16 protein-coding genes are annotated in these 16912 nt (G+C 72.1%); 13 read left to right on the forward strand and 3 right to left on the reverse strand.

The annotated features are described in order from the left end of the window. Position 1 precedes the first annotated feature (1 nt). A complete protein-coding gene (locus D450_RS0111040) occupies positions 2–820 on the forward strand; it encodes an ATP-binding cassette domain-containing protein (RefSeq protein WP_017538725.1) in 819 nt (272 codons plus the stop codon). Here D450_RS0111040 and D450_RS0111045 read toward each other — a convergent pair. Then, a complete protein-coding gene (locus D450_RS0111045) occupies positions 798–1376 on the reverse strand; it encodes a Uma2 family endonuclease (protein ID WP_017538726.1) in 579 nt (192 codons plus the stop codon). The two genes, D450_RS0111040 and D450_RS0111045, sit on opposite strands and share 23 nt — an antisense overlap. A 103-nt stretch (positions 1377–1479) precedes the next feature. Then, complete coding sequence (locus D450_RS0111050) at positions 1480–3126, reverse strand: ABC-F family ATP-binding cassette domain-containing protein (RefSeq protein ID WP_017538727.1); 1647 nt, start codon at positions 3124–3126, stop codon at positions 1480–1482. Positions 3127–3534: 408 nt separating this feature from the next. Between D450_RS0111050 and D450_RS0111055 the strand changes: the two genes are divergently transcribed. The 11 genes from D450_RS0111055 to D450_RS0111105 all read left to right on the forward strand — a co-directional run bounded on the left by D450_RS0111055 (position 3535) and on the right by D450_RS0111105 (position 14832). Continuing rightward, positions 3535–3816 carry a hypothetical protein gene (locus D450_RS0111055; RefSeq protein ID WP_017538728.1) on the forward strand — a complete coding sequence of 94 codons (282 nt, stop codon included), beginning with the start codon at positions 3535–3537 and terminating at the stop codon, positions 3814–3816. A 66-nt stretch (positions 3817–3882) separates the two neighbouring features. Beyond that, entirely contained in the window at positions 3883–4656 is a 774-nt protein-coding gene (locus D450_RS0111060; protein WP_017538729.1) for an SDR family NAD(P)-dependent oxidoreductase, read from the forward strand. 8 nt (positions 4657–4664) lie between these two features. Next, a complete protein-coding gene (locus D450_RS0111065; RefSeq protein WP_017538730.1) occupies positions 4665–5447 on the forward strand; it encodes a crotonase/enoyl-CoA hydratase family protein in 783 nt (260 codons plus the stop codon). 377 nt (positions 5448–5824) lie between these two features. After that, entirely contained in the window at positions 5825–6889 is a 1065-nt protein-coding gene (locus tag D450_RS0111070; RefSeq protein WP_017538731.1) for a CDP-alcohol phosphatidyltransferase family protein, read from the forward strand. Between the two features lie 268 nt (positions 6890–7157). Continuing rightward, positions 7158–8609: a gamma-aminobutyraldehyde dehydrogenase gene (locus D450_RS0111075; protein ID WP_017538732.1), complete on the forward strand. Its 1452-nt coding sequence runs from the start codon at positions 7158–7160 to the stop codon at positions 8607–8609. 11 nt (positions 8610–8620) lie between these two features. Further along, on the forward strand, positions 8621–9793 hold the full coding sequence (locus D450_RS0111080) for an ABC transporter ATP-binding protein (protein ID WP_017538733.1): 1173 nt from the start codon (positions 8621–8623) through the stop codon (positions 9791–9793). A gap of 51 nt (positions 9794–9844) precedes the next feature. Beyond that, a complete protein-coding gene (locus tag D450_RS0111085) occupies positions 9845–11068 on the forward strand; it encodes an ABC transporter substrate-binding protein (RefSeq protein ID WP_026128482.1) in 1224 nt (407 codons plus the stop codon). Positions 11069–11078: 10 nt separating this feature from the next. Continuing rightward, entirely contained in the window at positions 11079–11957 is an 879-nt protein-coding gene (locus tag D450_RS0111090; RefSeq protein WP_017538735.1) for an ABC transporter permease, read from the forward strand. Then, positions 11954–12778, forward strand: coding sequence for an ABC transporter permease (locus D450_RS0111095; protein ID WP_017538736.1), 825 nt, complete (start codon positions 11954–11956; stop codon positions 12776–12778). Before D450_RS0111090 ends, D450_RS0111095 begins: the two co-directional genes overlap by 4 nt. Before the next feature lie 89 nt (positions 12779–12867). Then, complete coding sequence (locus D450_RS0111100; RefSeq protein WP_017538737.1) at positions 12868–14253, forward strand: NAD(P)/FAD-dependent oxidoreductase; 1386 nt, start codon at positions 12868–12870, stop codon at positions 14251–14253. Between the two features lie 90 nt (positions 14254–14343). Then, positions 14344–14832: a hypothetical protein gene (locus tag D450_RS0111105; RefSeq protein WP_017538738.1), complete on the forward strand. Its 489-nt coding sequence runs from the start codon at positions 14344–14346 to the stop codon at positions 14830–14832. A gap of 32 nt (positions 14833–14864) precedes the next feature. Here D450_RS0111105 and D450_RS0111110 read toward each other — a convergent pair whose 3' ends face one another. Beyond that, a complete protein-coding gene (locus tag D450_RS0111110) occupies positions 14865–15746 on the reverse strand; it encodes an NAD(P)-dependent oxidoreductase (RefSeq protein WP_017538739.1) in 882 nt (293 codons plus the stop codon). A gap of 138 nt (positions 15747–15884) precedes the next feature. On the opposite strand from D450_RS0111110, the gene D450_RS0111115 reads away from it, so the two are divergent. After that, on the forward strand, positions 15885–16912 hold a 1028-nt coding region (locus D450_RS0111115), incomplete at its 3' end, for an AfsR/SARP family transcriptional regulator (RefSeq protein ID WP_026128483.1).

Genomic DNA, 16912 nt, shown 5'->3' on the forward strand with positions numbered 1-16912 from the left:
CATGACCGGTACCGTGCTGCTGGAACTGAGCGGCGTCGGCAAGTCCTTCGGCACCATCACCGCCCTGGCCGGCGTGGACCTGGCGGTCGGCGCGGGCGAGGTCACCTGCATCCTGGGCGACAACGGGGCGGGCAAGTCCACCCTGATCAAGATCCTTGCCGGGCTGCACGCCCCAACCGCCGGCCAGTACCGGGTGGACGGGGAGCCGGTGTCCTTCTCCTCGCCCCGTGACGCGCTGGACCGCGGCATCGCCACGGTCTACCAGGACCTGGCGCTGGCCCCGCTGATGCCGGTGTGGCGGAACTTCTTCCTCGGCTCGGAGATGCGCAAGGGGCGGGGTCCGCTCTCCCGCCTCGACGTGCGGGCGATGCGCCGCATCGCCGACGAGGAGCTGAAGAAGATGGGCATCGACCTGCCCGACATCGACGCCCCGGTGGCCAACCTGTCCGGCGGCCAGAAGCAGGTCGTGGCGATCGCCCGCGCGGTGTACTTCGGTGCCCGCGTGCTGATCCTGGACGAGCCCACCGCCGCGCTCGGCGTCAAGCAGTCGGGGGTGGTGCTGAAGTACATCACGGGCGCCCGGGACGCCGGGCTGGGCGTCGTCTTCATCACCCACAACCCGCACCACGCCTACATGGTCGGCGACCGCTTCGTCGTCCTGCGGCTGGGCGAGGCGGAGCTGGACGCCCCGCGCTCGGCCCTCGGCCTGGAGGACCTGACCCACCACATGGCGGGCGGGGCCGAGCTGGACGCCTTGGAGCACGAGCTGTCCCGGGGCGGGGGAGGCCCGGAGCCGTTCAGAGCCGGTCGACCTCGGTGAGGTCGATGTCGATCGGGAAGGGCCTGCCGAGCTTCAGCCGGTCGTGGTGGATGCCGGTCAGCGCGTACGAGGATGCGGACGGGTCGAGCTCGTAGACGTAGACGACGGGGCGCTCGTCGTCCGCCTCCACGCGCCAGAAGTGCCGGATGCCGGCCTGGGCGTAGAGCTGCGGCTTGCGTTCCCGGTCCCGGACCCGCGATTCGGGGGAGACCACCTCGACCACCAGCTCCAACGACTCGGGGGGAAACGACGTCTGCTCCCCGCCTGTGACCGCCGAGGCATGGACGACCATGACGTCGGGTTCAGGTCTCTGGCGGGGCCCGAGCGTGGTCGTCATCTCACGGCGGACCCTCAGGTGGTCCGGAGCGCATGCCCGCAGTGCCGCGACGAGGAGGTCCATCATGAGCGTGTGGAAGCTCTTCTGCGGACTCACGAGAATGAGGCTCCCGTCGATGAGCTCGGTGTGCGGAGGGAGGTCGGGAAGCCTGTCGAGGTCTTCGGCGTGGAACCCGTCCGAAGGCGGAATCATCCACTCGGGGACCGGCTGGGCGCACACGGCCGCCACCTCCTTAGCCATCGGCCTGGGAGTACAGGTTAGCCGCAGAGCGGCCCAGGCGCTCGGTGCCACCGCACGCTCTGGGCCACTCGTGGGTCCCTCTCTACCTCGGCTCCCCGTTCTCCAGGTGCAGGTGGTCTCCCTCCCAGGTGCGGCGGAGCCACCGGTCGTGGCTGGCGACCGCCACCGCGCCCGGGGCCGTCTTCAGGGCCTCCTCCAATTCCTCGCTCAGCGCCAGGGAGATGTGGTTGGTCGGCTCGTCCAGGAGCAGGACGTGCGGGGACGCGGCCACCATCAGGGCCAGGGCGAGCCTGCGCCGCTGGCCCACGCTCAGCTCGCCGACGGGACGGCGGACGTCGCGGCGGGCCATCAGCCCCAGCTCGTCCAGCGACGGCGCGTCCGCGCCCTTCAGGACGCCTTGGTCCGCCAGCCGGCCGACCGCCGCGGTGTAGATCTCCTGCGGGGTGCGCTCCGGGTCAGGGAACTCCACGTCCTGTTCCAGCAGCGCCACCCGGGCGCCGCCGTGGACGTGCACCTCGCCCGACGCAGGGGCGACCTTTCCGGCCAGGACGAGGAGCAGGGTCGACTTCCCGGCGCCGTTGGGACCCGTGACCAGGAGCCGCCCGTTCGACAGCAGGTCGAGGCGGTCGAGGCTCAGCCGGCCGGGGACCTCCAGCCCGCGCGCGCTCAGCGCCGGGCCCCCGCCGGCGGTCGCACCGCCGGTGAGCGTCCCTGAGAACGCCAAGGGCTTGGGAGGCCTGTGCACCTGGGTGCCCTCCAGCTCGTCGAGGCGCCGCTGGGCGTTGCGCACTCGGCGCGACAGCTGCTTCTGCACACGCGCGCCCTTGAAGTCGTAGAGCATCTTGCTGTTATTGCCCAAGGGGCGTCCCGGAGCGACCTGGCGTGCTGTCACGTCCACCGACACCCGCAGGGCGCGCAGCTCCTCCTGCTCGTCCCGGAAGCGCTGCTCCCAGCGCTGGCGGGCCTTGCGCTTCTCCTCCAGGTAATAGGTGTAGGCGCCTCCGTAATAGGTGGGCCCCCGGTCCGAGGAGGGGTCCAGGTCGAGCAGGCCGGTGCACACCGCGTCCAGGAAGGCGCGGTCGTGGCTGGCCAGCACCACGACTCCGGGGAGCTTCGACACGTACTCCTCCAGGAAGGCCACCGCGTCGTCGTCCAGGTGGTTGGTCGGCTCGTCCAGGAGCAGCGCGCGCGGGCGCCGGATCAGCAGCGCGGCCAAGGCCAGTCGGCTGCGCTGCCCGCCGGACATGGCCGACACCGGGCGGTCGGACTCCACCTGTGCGAGTCCCAGCCCGGAGAGCACCTGCCCGGCTCGGCGGTCGGCCTCCCATACGTCCAGGGCCTCCGCGCGCTCCAGCGCCTGCGCGTAGGCGCGCTGGGACGCCGCGCTCCCGTCCTCCAGGGCCTCCGCCCGGGCGGTCAGCTCCCTTTCGGCCGCGCGCGGCTCGGACAGGGCCTCCTCGACCGCCGCCCCCAGCGTGGTGTCCTCGCTGAAGGGCGGCTCCTGGGTGAGGTAGCCGGTCTCGGGAGGCCGTGAGACGGCCCCGGCGTCGGGGTCGGTGGCCCCGGCCAGCAGCGACAGCAGGGTCGACTTGCCGGCGCCGTTCTCGCCGACCAGGCCGAGGCGCTGCCCCGGGGCGACGTCGAGCCACAGCCCGTCCAGGACGGCGCGGGCACCGTAGGCCTTGGACAGGTCGCGGGCGCTCAGCAGTGGTGTGGGCCCTTCGGCCACGCCTCCCTCAGCGAGGGACCGGTGGGTGCCGAGCCGCGGTTCGGTCGTACGAGAGGTCAAACGCCACCTCCGAAAGGGTTCGGGGCGGGCCGCGACGCCGGCGTCAGGGTGCCCGAAAGCGGGCCCGGGCGCAGAGAAGTGCGCCGGACACCGTCGTCGAGACCACGCCGGATGCAGGAATCACCGGACAGGGAAGCGCCGGGAGGGGGTCTGCTCCAGCCTCTGCGGGCGAGCTTCCGCTGCTCCCGGCGCGTGGTCTCGACGATCAGATGCGCACGGATACGACGCTACTCGCGCCCCCGCCCCGGGGCAACGGGTTTTCCGGCGGGCTGCGCGGCGCCCCGTCGGATGGCAGGCTGCAAGGGAGCCACCGCCCGCAGGCGCACCGACCCCGGAGGAGCGAGAGCCATGGCCTGGCCTCCCACGGACCCGCTCGGCAGGATCCTCACGGACCTGGCCGGAGCCAAGGTCATCGAGTACCACGGCACCGAGCGCACCGACAGCGGCCGGCTGCACCGGATCACTACGGCGCACGGCTACGAGATCGCGCTGGCCGACGACGAGGTGCTGCCGTTCGCGGTGGGGGCGGGCGCCGCCGACTTCAACCGCACCCACGCCTACACCCTGGCGGCCGAGCTGGTGGACGAGGCGGTCTACCAGCGCTGGCAGAGCGGCCCCGAGCAGGACTGAGCACCCGCCCCGGAAAACCGAACCCGGTTCTAGTCCCCGCGGGGGCGGGTCTGTAGGGTTCCTCACATGGATCTCAACGGAATTTCCGCCGTCGTCACGGGCGGCGCGAGCGGGCTGGGTGAAGCGACCGTCCGGCAGCTGGCCGAGGCCGGGGCGACCGTGGTGGTGGCCGATCTCAACGCCGATCGCGGCGAGGCCGTCGCCAAGGAGGTCGGGGGGCGCTTCGTGGCCACCGACGTCTCCGACGAGGACCAGGTGAAGGCGGCCGTGCAGGCCGCGGTCGACACCGGGCGCCCGCTGCGCGCGGCGGTGGCCTGCGCCGGGATCGGCTGGGCGACCCGCACGGTGAACCGCGAGGGGCAGCCGCACGACCTGGCCAGCTACAAGAAGGTCATCGAGGTCAACCTCATCGGCACCTTCAACCTGCTGCGCCTCGCGGCGGCGGCGATGAGCGAGACCGAGCCGGTCGGCGAGGACGGCGAGCGCGGGGCCATCGTGAACACGGCCTCCCTCGCCGGCATCGAGGGCCAGATCGGGCAGATCGCCTACTCCTCCTCCAAGGGCGGTGTCATCGGCATGACGCTGCCGGCCGCGCGGGACCTGGCGGCGATCGGCGTCACCGTGAACACGGTCGCCCCCGGCATCCTGGACACCCCCATCTACGGGCAGGGCCCCGAGTCCGAGGCCTTCAAGGAGCGCCTGGCCGCGCCGGTGCCCTTCCCCAAGCGCCTGGGCACCGCCGATGAGTTCGGCCGCCTGGTGCGCTCGCTCCTGGAGATCAGCTACATCAACGGCGAGGTCGTGCGCATCGACGGCGGCCTGCGCATGCCGCCGAAGTAGGAGGGCGCATGGCAGCGGAAGAGGGGACCGGCCCCGAGGTCCGGTTCGAGGCGGCCGACGGGGTCGCCGTGATCACGATCGACCGGCCCAAGGCCAAGAACGCCGTGAACGCCGCGGTGGCCCAGGGCATCGCCGAGGCGCTCGACGAGCTGGACTCCCGCAAGGACCTGACGGTCGGGATCCTGACCGGCGCGGGCGGCACCTTCTGCTCGGGCATGGACCTCAAGGCGTTCATGAAGGGCGAGGTGCCGGTGGTGGAGGGGCGCGGCTTCGCCGGTTTCGCCCAGCGGCCGCCGCGCAAGCCGCTCATCGCCGCGGTGGAGGGCTACGCCCTGGCCGGGGGGTTCGAGGCGGTCCTGGCCTGCGACCTGGTGGTGGCGGCCGAGGACGCGCAGTTCGGCATCCCCGAGGCCAAGCGGGGACTGGTGGCCGCCGGCGGCGGGCTGCTCCGGCTGCACCGGCGCATCCCCCGCAACATCGCCATGGAGTTCGCGCTGACCGGCGACTTCGTCGGCGCCCCGCGGATGGGCGAGCTCGGCCTGGTGAACACGGTCGCGCCGAGCGGCGGCGCCCTGGAGGGCGCCCGCGCGCTGGCGGCGCGCATCGCCGCCAACGCGCCGATGGCGGTGGCCGTGTCCAAGGAGGTGATCACGGCCTCCGACGACTGGTCCACCGAAGAGATGTGGACCCGCCAGGACGCGATCACCGGACCGGTGTTCGTGAGCCACGACGCCATGGAGGGCGCCGCGGCCTTCGCCGAGAAGCGCAAACCGGACTGGAAGGGCGAGTAGCCCGACGCCACGGGCCGCCCCGGGAGACCGGGGCGGCCCGTTCGCGTTTCGGCGGAGAATGCAGGTCGGAAGCGGCGATCCGAGGGCGTTTCACCTTCTTGTAAACCGATCCCTCCCAAAGGGCGTCCAAACGGTGAAATCTGGGAGACGAGAGTCCTGAGCCCGCCGGTGACCCGGGAGCGGCGGGCGGGGCGTCGGTCTCCCGGTGGTGCCGAGTGTTCTGGGATGCGCAGGCGAACGGAACGGCGAGGAGAAGGAAAGGAAAAGCGCATCCCCGGCAGGGGTTCGCTCATTTGAGCGGCCCCCATCCCCCACGATTCCAGAGCGCCCGACGCTGCCTTTCCGTGCCCTCTTCCCTTCACACGGAGTAGCGATCCATGTCCTCTGACGGATTCACCCTCGCCGAAGTCCGCGAGAAGACCTACAAGAAGCGCGACTCGTGGTGGACGGTCTACCTCGTCGACCCGGTCGCCTCGCGCCTGGTCGTCCTGACCGCGAACCGGACCGCGCTGACCCCCGACCACCTGACGGCCGCCGCGCTGGTGCTCGGGTGCGCCGCCTCCGTGGCCTTCGGCCGGGCCGACGCCCTCGGCCTGGTCCTCGGGGCGGCGGTCTTCCACATCAGCTTCCTCCTCGACTGCATGGACGGAAAGATCGCCCGGTTGAAAGGCAACGGGACCGTCTTCGGGTCCTGGCTGGACTACGTCTTCGACCGGGTACGCGTTCTCATCTGCACGATCGGCCTGATGGGAGGCCAGTTCGCGGCGACGGGCGACACGGTCTACATCTGGTTCGCGCTCGCCGTGGTGTTCACGGACATGTTCCGCTACCTGAATTCGCCGCAGATGGCGAGGGTCCGCAAGAACATGCGGCGCTCCCAGAAGAAGCGCGTCCGGATCGGCCTCAGGGACCTGGAAATGGACGAGGAGGCCTTCATCCGGGAGCTCGGGGAGAAGCGCTTCGCCGAACTCAGGCCCCGCGTCCTCGACGAGGAGTCCGCCGATGCGCCGGAGGCCGCAGAGGGCGGGTCGCCCCAGGACGCCCAGACGGGCGGACCGAAGTCGGAGGGCCCGGCGGAGCCGCCCACGGGGAGCCTCGCCGAGCGCTTCCCAGCCTACGCCCGGTTCCGTGACGCCCTGCTGCGGCACCGCGTCCGGCCCCACCTCTTCAGCGGCATCGAGTTCCAGATGGGGGTGTTCATCGTCGCCCCGCTCGCGGGCGCCGTCCTCCCGGGGGCGATGCTCTGGATCGTCGGGGGCTCCTGTGCGGGGCTACTGGTCTTCGAGGCCTTCATCGTCGGCCGGCTCTGGGTGTCGGCGCGACGCTACGAGCGCGAACGGGCGGTTCTGGAGCGTCTGCTCCAGGAGTCGGCCCCCGCACTCGACGCCGGAACCGGATCCGGCACCGGTTCCGCGGCCGAGCTGCAGGCGGCGCGCCGCTAGCACGGTCCCGGTGCTCCGGGCACGGGGCGGGTCGGGCATGATGTCCGCCCCGCCCCGCCGTATGTCCCGTGCTCCCGCCCGTCCGGCGCGCGCGGCGACCAATACCCGATGGTGTGCAGGAAACAGTGGTCGACGTCGCTACTGCATGAGGGATCGATGGCGAAACCGGATTTTTACAACGGAATCCCTTGTCGCAGGTCGGTGTGCTCTGTCAAGGTACGCAGGACAGTGAATGTGCCCTGCATCACCTTCGTCAGGAGTGCCACGCATGACCGAGCAGTCCAGGCCGCGGCAGCTGCGGAACTTCGTCAACGGGGGGTACGCCGACACCGCCGACGGGCGCGCCAGTGACGTCGTCGACCCCGCGACCGGGCAGGTCATCGCGCAGGCCCCCGTCTCCTCGGCGGCCGACGTGGACGCGGCCTACCGGGCCGCCCGGGACGCCTTCGAGGGGGGATGGCGGGACACCACCCCCGCCGAGCGCCAGATCGCCCTCAACCGGTTCGCCGACGCCGTGGAGGAGCGCGCCGAGGACCTGGTCGCCGCCGAGGTCGCCGACTGCGGCAAGCCCGTGCGGACCACCCGGGACGAGGAGCTCTGGCAGGTCACCGACGCCCTGCGGTTCTTCGCCGGCGCCGCCCGCACCCTGGAGGGCAGGGCCGCCGCCGAGTACATGGCCGACCACACCTCCTGGGTCCGCCGCGAGCCGATCGGGGTGGTCGGGCAGATCACCCCCTGGAACTACCCGATGGCGATGGCCGCCTGGAAGATCGGCCCCGCCCTGGCGGCCGGCGACACCGTCGTGCTCAAGCCCTCCGACACCACCCCCACCTCCACCCTGCTGCTGGCCGAGATCGCCGCGGAGTTCCTGCCCGACGGCGTGTTCAACGTGGTCTGCGGCGACCGCGGCACGGGGCGGGCCCTGGTGGAGAACCCGCTGCCCCGGCTCATCTCGCTCACCGGCTCCACCCGGGCCGGGTTCGAGGTCGCCCGGAGCGCCTCCACCGACCTCAAGCGGCTCCACCTGGAGCTGGGCGGCAAGGCCCCGGTGATCGTCTTCGACGACGCCGACGTGGCCAAGGCCGCCGAGGGCATCGCCGGGGCCGGGTACTTCAACGCCGGCCAGGACTGCACCGCCGCCACCCGGGTGCTCGCCGCGCCGGGGATCCACGACGACCTCGCCGCCGCCCTCGCCGAGCAGGCGCGCGCCACCCGCACCGGCGGCCCGCAGGACACCGGAGCCGACTTCGGGCCGCTGAACAACGCCGACCAGCTCGCCCGCGTCTCCGGCTTCTTCGACCGGGTCCCCGGGCACGCCGAGGTGCTCGCGGGCGGCAGGCGCTCCGGCGACACCGGCTACTTCTTCGAGCCCACCGTCGTCGCCGGGCTCCGCCAAGGCGACGAGATGGTCACCGACGAGATCTTCGGCCCGGTCGTCACCGTCCAGCGCTTCGACGACGAGGACACCGCCGTCGAATGGGCCAATTCGGTCCGCTACGGACTGGCCTCCAGCGTGTGGACCCGCGACCACGCCCGCGCGCTGCGCGTCTCCCGCCGTCTGGACTTCGGGTGCGTGTGGATCAACACCCACATCCCGCTCATCGCCGAGATGCCGCACGGCGGCTTCAAGCACTCCGGGTACGGCAAGGACCTCTCGCTCTACAGCCTTGAGGAGTACACCCGGGTGAAGCACGTCATGAGCTACATCGGCCGGGACTAGGGGAGTGCACGATGGACAGCATGACCGAGTCCGCCCCCGCCCCCGTCGGCGCCGCCGAAGAGGCGCCCCCGTCGGCCGACGTCCCCGCGATCGCCTTGGAGGGCGTCGCCAAGACCTTCCGCACCGGGCGCGAGGAGGTCGCCGCCGTCGCCCGGACGGACCTGGAGATCGCGCAGGGCGAGTTCTTCTCCCTGCTCGGCCCCTCCGGGTGCGGCAAGACCACCACGATGCGCATGGTCGCCGGGTTCGAGGACCCCACCGAGGGCACCGTCCGCCTCAAGGGCGCCGACGTCACCCGTGTGGCGCCCGACCGCCGCGACGTGAACATGGTCTTCCAGAGCTACGCGCTCTTCCCGCACATGACCGTCTTCGACAACATCGCCTTCGGCCTGCGCCGCAAGGGCGTCCCCCGGGACGAGGTCCGCCGCAGGGTCGGCGAGATGCTGGAACTGGTGGAGCTCTCCGGGCGCGGGAGGACCAAGCCCGGGCGGATGTCAGGCGGCCAGCAGCAGCGCGTCGCCCTGGCGCGGGCACTGGTCAACCGCCCCAGCGCGCTGCTGCTCGACGAACCGCTGGGCGCCTTGGACCTCAAGCTCCGCCAGGCCATGCAGATCGAGCTCAAGCGCATCCAACGGGACGTGGGCATCACCTTCGTCTACGTCACGCACGACCAGGGCGAGGCGCTGACCATGTCGGACCGCATCGCCGTGATGAACAAGGGCGCCGTCGAACAGCTCGGCCCGCCCCGGGAGATCTACGAGCGCCCGGCCTCGCGGTTCGTGGCCGGCTTCATCGGCACCTCCAACCTGCTTTCGGGGACGGTCTCCGACGCCTCGGGCGGTCTGGCCGCCTTCCCCGCAGGGGAGGAGGGCACGGTCCGCGCCGCCACCGGGGCCGCGGTGGGCGAGACGGTGGAGATCACCGTCCGACCGGAGAAGATCGCCCTGCACACCGCCCGGCCGGACGGCGCCGGCACCCGCTCCCGGGTCCCGGGGACCGTCTCCGAGGTGGTCTACCTCGGCTCGGCCACGCACTACACGGTGGCCGTCGACACGGGTGCCCAGGGCGGCACCGAGCTGACCGTCTACACCCAGAACTCGGCCGGGACCGACGACGGGCCTGCCCGCGGGGACCGGGTCTGGCTGGAGTGGGGCCCGGAGCACTCCTATGTGCTGCCCGCCTGAGCACGGGGCCGCCGGGAAGCACCATCCCCCGACACGGAAGAGAGTCCTGCCATGAGCGGAATCGACCGCGCCCTCCTGCGAGGGATGACGCGTGCACGCATGAGCCGCCGGGGCCTGCTGGCGGCGGCCGGGGCGGCCGCCGCAGGGGCGGCGCTGTCCGGCTGCGGCGTCGGCGGGCAAGGGGGGCCGGCCCCCGAGTCCGAGGACTTCTGGGCGGGCAAGGAGAGCAACGGCGAACTGGGCTTCGCCAACTGGCCGCTGTACATGGACGCCGACCGCACCCAGCTCAAGGAGTTCACCGAGGCCACCGGCATCACGGTCGACTACGACGAGGCGGTGCAGGAGAACCACTCGTTCTTCGGCAAGATCCAGCCCAAGCTGGCCAAGGGCGAGTCGATCGGCTACGACCTCATGGTGCTGTCCACCGGCATCGAGCTGGCCAAGCTCGTCGAACTCGGCTACCTGGCGCCCCTGGACCACGACAAGCTGCCCAACTTCGCCGACTACGCCGGGTCCACGTACCAGGACCCCGGCTACGACCCCGGCAACCGGTTCACCGTCCCCTACACCTCCGGGATCACCGGCATCGCCTACAACCCCGAGTACGTGGACCGCGAGATCACCGGCATCGCCGACCTGTGGCGGCCCGAGTTCGAGGGCAAGGTCGGGATGATGGCCGACCCCCAGGAGATCGCCAACTTCGGGCTGCTGCTCAACGGTACGGCGCCGGCCGACTCCACCGAGGAGGACTGGGAGAAGGCCGCCGACAGGCTCAAGGAGCAGCGCGACAAGGGCATCGTGCGCCGCTACTACCAGCAGGACTACATCCAGCCGCTCACCAACGGCGACGTGTGGTTGTCCATGGCCTGGTCGGGCGACGTGTTCCAGCAGAACGCCGAGGAGGGCGCCGGGCTGGAGTTCATCGTCCCCGAAGAGGGCGCCACGCTCTGGAGCGACCTGATGATGATCCCCGCCACGGCCGCCAACCCGGTCGACGCCCTCATGCTCATGGACTTCCTCTACGAGCCCGACGTGGCCGCTGGGCTGTGCGAGTACATCAACTACATCCCGCCGGTGCCCGAGGTGCAGAACATCCTCAAGGAGAAGGCCGCGGAGGCCTCAGGCGACGAGAAGGCCTTCCTGGAGGACCTGGTCGGCAGCCCGCTGGTCTTCCCCACCGAGGACGACTACTCCCAGCTGCACAACTACGTCCCGCTGTCGGTGGAGCAGGAGGAGACGTTCTCCCCGCTGTTCCTGTCGGTGACCCAGTCCTAGGACGGCGCTCATGACCGACGAACGCAGACCGCGGCTCACCGCCCGGGCCGCCCCCTACCTCCTGGTCGCCCCGGCCTGGCTGTGGCTGGCGGTGTTCTTCGTGGTGCCGATCGCCACGGTCCTGTCGATGTCCCTGATGAGCGGGAACCTCTACGACGGCTACTCGCTCACCTGGGAGTTCGGCAACTACGCGGCGGCGGTGGGCGCCTACTGGGAGCAGATCGCCCGCTCACTGGTGTACGGCGCCTGCGCGACCGTGCTGTGCATCCTGATCGGCTACCCGTGCGCCTACTGGATCGCCTTCCGGGGCGGCGCCTACAAGAACGCCTACCTCCTGCTGCTCCTGCTGCCGATGTTCGTGTCCTTCGTGCTGCGGACGATCTCCTGGAAGGCGCTCCTGGCCGACCAGGGCATCATCCTGGGCACGCTCAAGGGCATCGGCCTGCTGCCGGAGGACGCCTACGTGCTCAACAGCGCGCCGGCGGTGGTGTTCGGGCTGGCCTACAACTTCCTGCCGTTCATGGTGCTGCCGGTCTACGCGGTGCTGGAGCGCATGGACCACCGGGTGGTGGAGGCCGCCCGCGACCTGTACGCCGGACCGGTGCGCGCCTTCACCCGGGTGGTGCTGCCGATGTCGCTGCCGGGCGTGTTCGCCGGGGTGATCATGACCTTCATCCCGACCTCGGCCGACTACGTCAACGCCACGGTGCTCGGCGGCGCGCACAACACCATGGTCGGCAAGGTCATCGAGAACCAGTACCTGGTGAACAACGCCTACCCGATGGCGGCCTCGATCACCTTCGTGCTGATGGCGGTGCTGCTGGTGGGCATCTTCGGCTACGCACGGGCGCTGGGGACCGACCGCGTGATGGAGGCGAGTGCGCGATGACCGCGACGAGCGCGATGAGCGCGCCGACGGCCCCGGCCCGCCGGGCTCGGCGGCGGATCGACTGGGGCAAGTACGTCACCTGGGCGGTCATCGTCTGGCTGCTGTCCCCGATCGCCTTCATGATCGTGTTCAGCTTCAACGACATCAAGGGCCGCCACAACGTGGCCTGGCAGGGCTTCACCCTGCACTGGTACCGGGACGCCTTCGCCTACCCCGACCTCACCCAGGCGCTGGTGAACTCGCTTCTGATCGCGGTGCTGACGATGGCGGCCGCCGGGGTGCTGGGCGGGCTGCTCGGCCTGGCCCTGGGCCGGTACACCTTCCGCGGGCAGGGCGCGACCGACCTGGTGATGTTCTCGGCGATCTCGGCGCCCGAGGTGGTCATGGGCGCCGGGCTGCTGTCGATGTTCCTGACCATGAACATCGCCACCGGGTTCTGGACGATCGTGATCAGCCACGTGATGTTCTCGGTGTCCTTCGTGGCGATCACCGTGCGGGCCCGGGTGCTGGCGCTGGACCCGTCCCTGGAGGAGGCCGCCCGCGACCTGGGCGCCTCGGCCTGGACCACGTTCCGCCTGGTCACCCTGCCGATGCTGGCCCCGGCGCTGATGGCGGGCGGGCTGATCGCCTTCGTGCTGTCCATCGACGACTACATCATCACCACCTTCGTCAGCGGCAACACCACCACCTTCCCGCTGTGGATCTGGGGCACCACGCGGGTGGGCACCCCGCCGCAGGTGAACGTGATGGGCACGCTGATCTTCGCGGTCGGCGTGCTGCTCGCGGTGGTGAACGCGGTGATGGCCCGGCGCCGGGGCTGACCCCGCCCGACCCATCGACCCATCGACCGGACGACTGAACCGACAGGAGTGAGAATGTGACCGCGTCGTCGCGACCAACGGCGTCCCAGGTGGAGGAGTCCCTGTCCGGGGCGCGCCCGCAGACCTTCTGGCTCGACCCCTCTGTGCCGGGGCACGAGGCGCCCGAGACCGCCCCGCCGCTCGGCGGCGAGTCCGCCGCCGACCTGGCCGTGGTCGGCGGCGGCTACGCCGGGCTGTGGACCGCCCTGCTGGCCAAGGAGCGCGACCCCGGCCGGGACGTGGTGCTCATCGAGGCGCGCACCTGCGGGTGGGCGGCCTCCGGGCGCAACGGCGGCTTCTGCTCCTCCAGCCTCACCCACGGCTTCGGCAACGGCGCCGAGCGCTGGCCCGGGGAGGTCGCCGCGCTGGAGCGGATGGGCCGGGAGAACCTCGACGGCATCGAGGAGGCGGTGCGGCGGTACGGCATCGACTGCGAATTCGAGCGCACCGGCGAGATGGCGGTGGCCACCGAGTACTGGCAGCTGGAGGAGCTGGAGGAGGAGGCCGCGGCGCTGGAGGGGCTGGGGCTGGCGCCCGAGGTGCTCACCGCCTCCCAGGTGCGGGCCGAGGTCGACTCGCCCACCTACGTCGGGGGCACGATCGACCGGTCGGCCTGCGCCATGCTGCACCCGGCCAAGCTGGCCCGGGGCCTGCGCGCGGCCTGCCTGCGCCTGGGCGTGCGCATCCACGAGAACTCCCCGGTGCGCTCCGTGCGCCCCTCCCGCGGCGGGCTGCGCCTGGCCGGCGACGGGGGCGCCGTCACCGCCCGCCGCACCGCCTGGGCCACCGGGCCCTTCCCCGGGCCGCTGCGCCGTCTGCGGCACTTCGTGGCCCCGGTCTACGACTACGCCCTGGCGACCGAGCCGCTCACCGCCGAGCAGAAGGCCTCCATCGGCTGGAAAGGGCGGCAGGGGATCGGGGACGCGGCCAACCTGTTCCACTACTACCGGCTCACCGCCGACGACCGGATCCTGTGGGGCGGCCACGACGTGGTCTACCGCTACGGCGGGCGCCGCCNGCGGCCGCAGACCTTCCGCCGCCTGGCCGAGAACTTCTTCACCACCTTCCCGCAGCTGGAAGGGGTGCGGTTCGGGCACTCCTGGGGCGGGGTGATCGACACCTGCAGCCGGTTCTGCGCCTTCTTCGGCACCGCCTACCAGGGGCGGCTGGCCTACACCGCCGGCTACACCGGGCTGGGGGTGGGCGCCACCCGCTTCGGCGCCCAGGTGCTGCTGGACCGGCTGGAGGGAGCCGACACCGAGCGGACCCGGCTGTCGATGGTCCGTGGCAAGCCGATCCCCTTCCCGCCCGAACCCGCCCGATATGCGGGGATCGGGCTGACCCTGCGCGCGACCGCGGCGGCCGACCGCGACCGCGGCCGACGGAACCTGTGGCTGCGCACCCTCGACCGCTTCGGAATGGGCTTCAACAGCTGATCGGGGCGGCGGCCCGCACTCTTGGCAGGTCGCGGGCGGGTGTGCTTCGATTCACACCGGTACTTGCTCGGGGGAGGGGCGAGGACGGTGATGGCTTCGGAGTATCGGACCGGGCGCACACGCAGGACGACCCGAACGGAGGGGGCCGCCGTCGCCGAGGGGGCGGGGCGGGGCGACGGGGGCGGCTGCAGCGTGACGCTGACCCTGCCACGGGGCTTCGCGTCGTGGCTGACGGGGAGCGATGCGATCCGGGCCCAGGGCGGGGACCCGTTCCACGCCTCGGCCCGCCGCGCGGTCGCCGCGGCGCGCGCCCGGCCCACCGGCGATGTCGACGTCACCTGCGACGTCGGGGGGATCTGCGTGATCGGCGAACAGGCCTACAAGCTCGCGCACACCCCCGGCATCCCGGAGGCGCTCCTGGACGAGGCCCTGGTGACGCTGGAGCGGTTCCATTCGGCGATGGACACCTGGGCCGCCAAGGAGGGCATGTGCGTGGACTGCGGCGGGAGCGGCCGCGCGCCGGACGGCGCCCCGTGCCCCCAGTGCAAGGGCACGGGGCGCATCCCGACGGGGTGGTGACCGTACACGGGTGACCGCGGCCGGTCGTCCCCTCACCCCTCGGCGTCCATGAGGGTGACGAGGCGGGCGAAGGAGCTCTCGGCGAACCCCGCGTCCAGGCCCCGGCGGAACAGGGACAGGACGGCCTCGGGCAGCGCGGTGTCCACCCCGGCGTCGCGGGAGGTCTGCACGACGTGCTCCATGCTGGCGGCGTCCATCGAGATCCGGTCCTCGTCACCGGGGAAGCGGCCCTCGGCGACCGCCGCGGAGGTCCCCTCGAAGAACATCGCCATGTCGTTGCCCTCGATCAGGTACGGCGTGATGGTCCCCACCGGGACGCCTTCGGCGCGGGCGACGGCCAGGGCGTGCAGGTAGCCGGTCATCGTGGTCCAGAACAGGTCGAGCAGGATCTGGTAGTAGACCTGGGCCAGCCCGGGGTCCTCGCCCCGGAAGTCGGTGGCGGTCAGGACCTCCAGGAGCGCCTTGTTCTCCTCGAAGGCGGCACGGTCGCCGCTGTAGAAGCTGAACACGGACGAGGAGCCGATGCCCGGGGCGGGGGACATGACCCCGCCGGTGACGTAACGGGCCCCGTGCCCCTCGGCCCATGCGGCGGCCGCCCGGGACGCCGCCGGGGTGTCCGATCCCAGGTTGAGAATCGTCCGGCCCTTGAGGTCGGACTCCGCCCCCTCCAGCACGCGGTACATGACGGCGTGCTCGGTGAGGCTGAGCAGGACCGGGCCGCCCGCCCGCAGCGCTTCGGCGGGGGAGTCGGCGACGGCCGCCCCGCGCTCGGCGAGCGCCTCGGCCTTGGCCTTGGTGCGGTTCCAGACCGTCAGTTCGTACCCCGCTTCCAGGAGGGCCCCGGCCATGGCCTGTCCCATGGGGCCCAGGCCGATGAGGGTGACGGGGGACTTCTTCGCCTTCGTGTTCGTCATCGTGGTCTCCTCTGCTGCTCCGGGGGGGCGGCCCAGTCGGTTGCGATGGGTCCACGTTCGCGGCGGGCGCTACGGATCCGCCGTCAAGGCGCTACCGGTGGCGCTACCGGTCCGCCGGTCGGCCGATACCTTTGCGCCATGCGCTTCGGGGTGCTCGGTCCGGTCACGCTGTGGGACGACGACGGCGGGCGCGTCCTGCTGCCCGGTGCGAAGGTGCGGGCGCTCCTGGCCTCCCTGCTGATCAGGAGGGGCGGGCTCGTGCCGGTCGACACCCTCGTCGACGACGTGTGGGGCGACTCCCCGCCCTCCGACCCCTCCGGGGTGCTCCAGGCCCGGGTGTCGCAGCTGCGCAAGGCGCTGAAGGCCGCGCGTGCGGACACGGGCGGGGGCCAGGGGCCCGATCGGGGGCCCGAGGTGGTCTTCCAGGCCCCGGGATACCTTCTCCGGGGCGGAGGGGAGGTCGACGCCGATGTCTTCGAGAGGGAGGCGGACCGTGCGGCGAAGCTGCTGAGAGAGGCCGACGGAGCGGACCCCCGCTCCGCGCTGCGATCGGCGGTACGGGTCCTCGACGATGCGCTGGGGCTGTGGCGGGGGCATGCCCTGGCGGAGTTCGCCGACGAGCCGTTCGCGCGCGCCGTCGCCGCCCGCCTGGAGGAGCGCAGGCTGACCGCCGTCGAAGACCGGGCCGAGGCGCGGCTGGCCCTGGGGGAGGACGCCGCGCTGGTCGGGGAGTTGCGGTCGCTGTTGGACGCGCACCCGTTCCGCGAACGCCTGCGCGCGGTGCACATGAGGGCGCTGTACCGGTCCGGGCGCCAGAGCGAGGCGCTGGCCTCGTACGAGGAGCTGCGGTCGGCGCTGGCGGAGGAACTGGGGGCCGACCCCGGGCCGGACCTGGCCCACCTGCACGGGGCGGTCCTGCGCCACGATCCGGCGTTGGGGAGACCGGGAATCCCCGAGAAGGGGGAGTCGGGGGGCACCGTCCCCTCCTCGCCGGGGCCGCGGCTGCGCGGACGGCTGCCTGTGCCGGTCGGCCCGCTCATCGGGCGGGACGGGGAGGCGGCCCGCGTCCGGGCCATGACCGAGTCCGGGCGGCTGACCACGCTGACCGGCCCGGGCGGCGTCGGCAAGACGCGGCTGGCGGTCGAGGCGGCGTCGCAGGTGCGCGG

It is taken from the genome of Nocardiopsis halophila DSM 44494, from assembly GCF_000341245.1.
Taxonomy (GTDB): domain Bacteria; phylum Actinomycetota; class Actinomycetes; order Streptosporangiales; family Streptosporangiaceae; genus Nocardiopsis_A; species Nocardiopsis_A halophila.

What these genes read in the sequence shown, in the direction of transcription:
- D450_RS0111040 (WP_017538725.1), top strand. Translation starts at nt 2, where the DNA reads ATGACCGGTACCGTGCTGCTGGAACTGAGCGGCGTCGGCAAGTCCTTC.
- D450_RS0111055 (WP_017538728.1), top strand. Translation starts at nt 3,535, where the DNA reads ATGGCCTGGCCTCCCACGGACCCGCTCGGCAGGATCCTCACGGACCTG.
- D450_RS0111060 (WP_017538729.1), top strand. Translation starts at nt 3,883, where the DNA reads ATGGATCTCAACGGAATTTCCGCCGTCGTCACGGGCGGCGCGAGCGGG.
- D450_RS0111065 (WP_017538730.1), top strand. Translation starts at nt 4,665, where the DNA reads ATGGCAGCGGAAGAGGGGACCGGCCCCGAGGTCCGGTTCGAGGCGGCC.
- D450_RS0111070 (WP_017538731.1), top strand. Translation starts at nt 5,825, where the DNA reads ATGTCCTCTGACGGATTCACCCTCGCCGAAGTCCGCGAGAAGACCTAC.
- D450_RS0111075 (WP_017538732.1), top strand. Translation starts at nt 7,158, where the DNA reads ATGACCGAGCAGTCCAGGCCGCGGCAGCTGCGGAACTTCGTCAACGGG.
- D450_RS0111080 (WP_017538733.1), top strand. Translation starts at nt 8,621, where the DNA reads ATGGACAGCATGACCGAGTCCGCCCCCGCCCCCGTCGGCGCCGCCGAA.
- D450_RS0111085 (WP_026128482.1), top strand. Translation starts at nt 9,845, where the DNA reads ATGAGCGGAATCGACCGCGCCCTCCTGCGAGGGATGACGCGTGCACGC.
- D450_RS0111090 (WP_017538735.1), top strand. Translation starts at nt 11,079, where the DNA reads ATGACCGACGAACGCAGACCGCGGCTCACCGCCCGGGCCGCCCCCTAC.
- D450_RS0111095 (WP_017538736.1), top strand. Translation starts at nt 11,954, where the DNA reads ATGACCGCGACGAGCGCGATGAGCGCGCCGACGGCCCCGGCCCGCCGG.
- D450_RS0111105 (WP_017538738.1), top strand. Translation starts at nt 14,344, where the DNA reads ATGGCTTCGGAGTATCGGACCGGGCGCACACGCAGGACGACCCGAACG.
- D450_RS0111110 (WP_017538739.1), bottom strand. Translation starts at nt 15,746, where the DNA reads ATGACGAACACGAAGGCGAAGAAGTCCCCCGTCACCCTCATCGGCCTG.